7 protein-coding genes are annotated in these 5182 nt (G+C 43.2%); all 7 read right to left on the bottom strand.

The annotated features are described in order from the left end of the window. Window positions 1-318 (bottom strand): cell division protein DivIC (gene divIC / locus RAC86_RS35090; RefSeq protein WP_377886658.1); only part of this gene is annotated, 318 nt, incomplete at its 3' end. A gap of 17 nt (window positions 319-335) precedes the next feature. After that, a complete protein-coding gene (yabQ, locus tag RAC86_RS35085) occupies window positions 336-971 on the bottom strand; it encodes a spore cortex biosynthesis protein YabQ (RefSeq protein ID WP_072565625.1) in 636 nt (211 codons plus the stop codon). Further along, entirely contained in the window at window positions 968-1270 is a 303-nt protein-coding gene (gene yabP, locus RAC86_RS35080) for a sporulation protein YabP (RefSeq protein ID WP_014112309.1), read from the bottom strand. The genes yabQ and yabP overlap by 4 nt, the downstream gene beginning before the upstream one ends. Window positions 1271-1348: 78 nt before the next feature. After that, a complete protein-coding gene (locus tag RAC86_RS35075; RefSeq protein WP_003218370.1) occupies window positions 1349-1609 on the bottom strand; it encodes an RNA-binding S4 domain-containing protein in 261 nt (86 codons plus the stop codon). Window positions 1610-1611: 2 nt separating this feature from the next. Further along, entirely contained in the window at window positions 1612-3081 is a 1470-nt protein-coding gene (gene yabN, locus RAC86_RS35070) for a bifunctional methyltransferase/pyrophosphohydrolase YabN (RefSeq protein ID WP_072565624.1), read from the bottom strand. Next, window positions 3071-4669 (bottom strand): putative polysaccharide biosynthesis protein, encoded by a 1599-nt coding sequence (locus tag RAC86_RS35065; RefSeq protein ID WP_072565623.1) that lies wholly within the window; start codon window positions 4667-4669, stop codon window positions 3071-3073. The genes yabN and RAC86_RS35065 overlap by 11 nt, the downstream gene beginning before the upstream one ends. Before the next feature lie 182 nt (window positions 4670-4851). After that, window positions 4852-5182: stage V sporulation T C-terminal domain-containing protein (locus RAC86_RS35060; RefSeq protein ID WP_377886656.1), on the bottom strand; the 331-nt coding region annotated here is incomplete at its 5' end.

The following is a 5182-nucleotide window of genomic DNA, read 5'->3' as shown; positions in this document are numbered from 1 at the left end:
TCTTCTGGCAAGCTCTGTGACGTAATCCTCATCCTTCAATTTGGATATTTCTTCTTTTAAATCCGCTTGTTTTGTCTTTAAACTTTTCAGTTCTTTTTCAAGCTGTTCTTTCTTTTCTTCTTTTGCGCTAAGGGAAGATGTTTGGGACCATACAGAGCTTGCCAGCACAATTGCCGTCAGGAATACTAGGGCGCCGAATACAGTCAACCGTCTGTACAGCCCTTTGCGTCTTCTTTTCTTCAGCTGATTCTGCCGTTCTACTTGTTCTTTATAGTCGTTTTGTATTTCAGTTATCGTTCGTTCTCTGGAAAAATTCAAACCAGACGGTCCTCCTTTCATCTCTTCAAAAAACGTGTAATGGTCGTTCTTATGGTTACCAATAGTTTCTTCTTCTTTTTGAGAAATCCTGCACCTTTTTCAAAATAACGTCTAAAAGTATGACGCATTTTTACAGGAAGAAGTTTCAAACATTGTTTTGCGATAAAACGGATCGGAAAACACAGAACCATGGCTATTTTATATAGACACGACGAGAGAAAAACGATTAGGCGGTATGTTTTCTTTGATAAAAACGCCGCCAGCCAGATGACCGCTCCGCATGTCAACACAATAGGACGAAATAACACGTGCTGAATGAGTTTTTTGAAGAATTGATAAACAGAAACAACAAGGTAAATGACGAATTTCAGTATTTTTATATAGATTCGTTTGCAAAGGCTCTGATACGTCGCAACGCCCAGCAGAACCGCTAAAAAGATATACAGCCTGAATTCTCCCTCATTTACATGTAGCAAGACATAAAAGAAAAGCAGCCCTTGCACAATCCAGAAAAGAATATCATGAATAAATAATAGCCATCTGGCTGTTTTGGCACGAATGACAAAGAGCCGGTATGTATCAAGCGACGCCCCAAGCCAGAGGCCCATACCGGACATCGCCAGCATTGTATAGAATTGTGTCGTTAGCGTCATTTAAACAACTTGCTAAAAAACCCTTTAGCTTTATCCCCTTGTTGTTCGTCTAAGTACACTAAATCAAATACCCTGCCTTTAATAGAAACAATCCCTTTTTCAACATCTAGGTTTTTCATCTGAAGGTTTTGGCCTCTGACTGAGAGCATTCCCATCACCGTTTCCAGCAGGAATTCTTCGTTATCAAAGCTCTCCACTTGCTTCACCCCAGAAATATCTAAATGCTTCCGGCCTTTCATTGTCACATCATGCTGTTCCGGAACAGACGAAGAATCTTTTTGATCATAATATGAATTCATCTATTCAGCCCCCATATCCTCGATACTTTTAGCATTATTACTGCATTGTATGAGGCGGGGGATTTTTTTAGAACAAGCCTATTCGCCGAGTTTTTCTTCCTTTAGGATCGTATACATGTTTGCAGCTTCTTCTTTTTTCGTCGTGTCTTTTAACTCATTTACTTGAACCGTTACAAGCTTTTGGCCGAAGCGGACCGTTAGTTCATCTCCCGGTTTTACGTCAGAGCTTGCTTTGGCCTGGTTTCCGTTAATAGCGATGCGTCCCTGGTCAGCTACTTCCTTTGCTAGTGTACGTCGTTTGATCAGCCGTGATACTTTTAAAAATTTATCTAATCTCATATTTACGATCTCCTCTCAGTTTCTTTTGCTTCATTCCACAGTTTGTCCATGTCCTCAAGAGACATATCAGCCAGCTCGATTCCCTTTTCCTTCGCTGTTTCCTCAATATACGAGAACCGTCTCCGGAATTTGTCATTGGTCATGGCCAGCGCTTCCTCCGGTTCTATTTTGTAAAAGCGGGCTACATTCACAAGTGCAAACAAAATGTCGCCAAACTCAGCCTTGAGATTGTGTTCATGAGGATCTTCAGAAACCTCAGAAGAAAATTCCTTCATTTCCTCGCTTACCTTTTCCCAAATATCGCCGACGTCTTCCCAATCAAAACCAACCTTTGCTGCTTTTTTCTGAAGTTTAGAAGCTTTCGAAAGAGCTGGTAGGGTTTTCGGCACACTGTCTAATAATGATGCTCCGGATGTGTTTTTTTCGGCTTTTTTTATGTCTTCCCAATTTGCCAAAACATCGTGTTCATCCTGAACCTTAACATCTTTAAACACATGGGGATGTCTTCGGACCATTTTTTCGCTGATTCCTTTTATGACATCATCAATTGTGAAATAACCTTCATCTTCACCAATTTGCGCGTGAAGTAAGACCTGAAGCAAAACGTCGCCAAGCTCTTCGATCATATGGTCTGTGTCTTCTTCATCAATTGCTTCGAGAAGTTCATAACATTCTTCAATCATGTACTGTTTTAATGACTGATGTGTCTGCTTTTTATCCCACGGACATCCATTAGGCCCGCGAAGCTCTCTGATGATGCTTCGAAATGCAGAGAATTCGTGATAAAGCAGCTTCTCTTCTTTAATCGGCGGAATATACACACTTGTTAAGTTATTCAAGGCGACATTACGGTCCAGCTCAAATAAAGGCACTGTCTGGATCTCCTCGTCACGGCTCCCAGCCGCTGTCACGATCACAACCTCATAATCATCAGGCAGCTTCTCCATCAATGTCAGCTTGACTTCAGAAGCGGTCATTTGGTCGTAAACCTGACAAATGATCAGGTGATGTCTGAGCTCAAGCTCATCCGCGGATAACGTGCCGGCATCCACAAATTGAAAACCTTCAATCGGGTCGATTTGCAAGGCATTGAATGTGGCATCAAGAAAACTTTGTCCTCCCGCAACTTTCACTTGAACATTTTCCTCTTCCTGCCGCTCCGTCAGCAGCTGTACTGTTTTTTCTGCGACAAAAGGGTGTCCCGGTACAGCATAAACCACGTCCTCACGCTGCGCCTCCTCAAAGAGGATATCTGCAATTTCCTCATATACTGCATCGAACTGGTCATGTTTCTCATATATATCGTCAAAAAAACGGATGTTCTTCGTTTCTTTTTCAAGCTCCTGAATTAAAGGGTGATCCTTGGTTCTGACATACAGCGTATCTGCCTTCGTCAGCAGCTTATGTATACCAATTGTCAATTGGTCCATGTCTCCGGCACCAAGTCCGACGACTGTAATATTACCCGCCATTTTGTTCTCTCCTTTTTATGATTTTGCTTAACTTGCTGCCAAAAGGCACACTGTTCAGCTCTTCATCTGTAAATATTCCCAATTTCATCATACAATAAATAAACACCGCGCCACCAATGGCAACAGCAGAAAGACTTTCAATCACAGCCGCTCCTCGTCCTGCTGCAGGAATCAAGAAAGTCCAGAAGCGCATATACGCAAGCAAGACAGCCGACATCAAAAGGGCAGATCCAATGAGCGGAATCATAATGCCTCTGATCTTATCGAGCCATTCCTTTTGCCGAAGCTGATACAAGTTAAGGCCGGCGACAGCCGCAAAGGATGCCGCTGTTGCAAGTGATGCACCTTCAATCCCATAGCGCGGAACCAAAAGGGTGTTTAACACCCATTTCACTGCAACACCTGCGCCTACCGCTATCGCAGGAAAAACTGTGTATCCAGCGCCCTGCAAAACTGCGGCTGCTGTAACTGCCAAGGATGCAAACAAAATGGAGCAGCTGAATACTTGTAACGCAGCTGTCCCTTCGCCATTTTGAAATAGCATGATATTGACCGGCTCAAGAATGCAGATCAATCCAGCCGACGCTCCTGTACCCAGCACAAGACATAGTTTTAAAGAAGACGTGACTTTTTCTTTCATGATCTTCAACTCTTTGTTCTTTACGGCCTTAGAAATATACGGAACGAGTGACGTCGCAATGCTCACCGCGAAAACTGAACCGAGCTGCAGCAAGGGCTGCCCCCGATCATAAATCCCCTTTAGGCGTTTCGCCTCTTCGCTTGCCTCACCGTCCGAAAGCAAAGCATATAAATTCAAAGCATCGACAAGCTGGATAAACAAAAGAAGCAAACTGCTTACACAAATTGTAACCGAATATAAAAGCAGTTTTTTCGTCAATTCTTTTGTTGTTATGACGTTTTCATTTTGCCTATCCGTTTGGTTATCTCTTTTCGCTTTGAACCAAAAAAATCCGAGTATCATCAACGCAACGAAACTTCCGGCAAGAGACCCGGAAGCGGCTGCCGCCCCTGCAGTATAGAGCGAGGCCCCCTGTTTGACGAGCCAAAATGATAAGCCCAAGAGCACCACAACCCGCAGAAACTGCTCTGTCATCTGCGATAAGGCTGACGGGAGCATATCTTGCCGCCCTTGAAAACCGCCTCTAAGCAACGCGACAAACGGGAACAGCAGAAATGCAAACGCAGTTACTTGAATTAACACGGCGAGATGTGAATCTCCCATAAAAAGTGCGATTGGAACAGCGCCCATATATAAGCAAAGAAATAATAAAACACCGATGATAGACAAAAACAACGCTGATATTTTTAATATGGTGTGATGGCTTTTTTCACTATAATCATTCATCAGTTTCGAAATAATGACCGGAAATCCTGATGTGGACAGCATGACCGCAATACCAAGAAAGGGATATACCTGCTGATATATATAAAATCCAACATCGCCGACAATGTTTTGAAACGGGACTCTGTAAACGGCGCTTAGTATTTTTGAGATGACGCCTGCCAGAATTAAAACAAAAGCCCCCTGCCAAATCCAATGCCGTTTAACGCCTATTGAATCATCCATCCAAAAGCTCCTTTCCAACGTCAGGGGCAATACGGTTCACGTATTACCGCGGCACAAATAAAAACGAGGTTATTATACCACATCCCAACCCTTGGAATCCTTTTTAGGCATGCATGAAAAAAGAACAGCTTCCCAAGGAGAGCTGTTCTTTTCATACCTATTTTCGATAAAAGGAATAAGACCTACTGTTCCATTTGACGAGCCAAAAATCCAGCTGCTGTCTCAACGGCTTTATGCTCTACTTCGCCCATTGTCTGATCCTTTGAAAAAATCACCACGGCGCCTATCGGATCGCCATTCGCCACAATTGGGCCGACAGTATATGAATTCATGTCCTCATCTATGCCATTAACAAGCTGTACTGATTTTGCATCACTCTCAAGCACGGAACTGCGCTGATCCATTGTTCTTTCCAGCATTTCGCTGATCGACTTGTTCAAGTAGTCTTTTTTCGAACTGCCCGACACGGCAATATATACATCACGGTCACAAATCAGCACTGAATGGCCGAGA

The sequence above is a fragment of the Bacillus sp. LR_5 genome (assembly GCF_042709275.1).
Note: the sequence above shows the minus strand (reverse complement) of the source record. Positions and strands in the feature narration are given on the sequence as shown.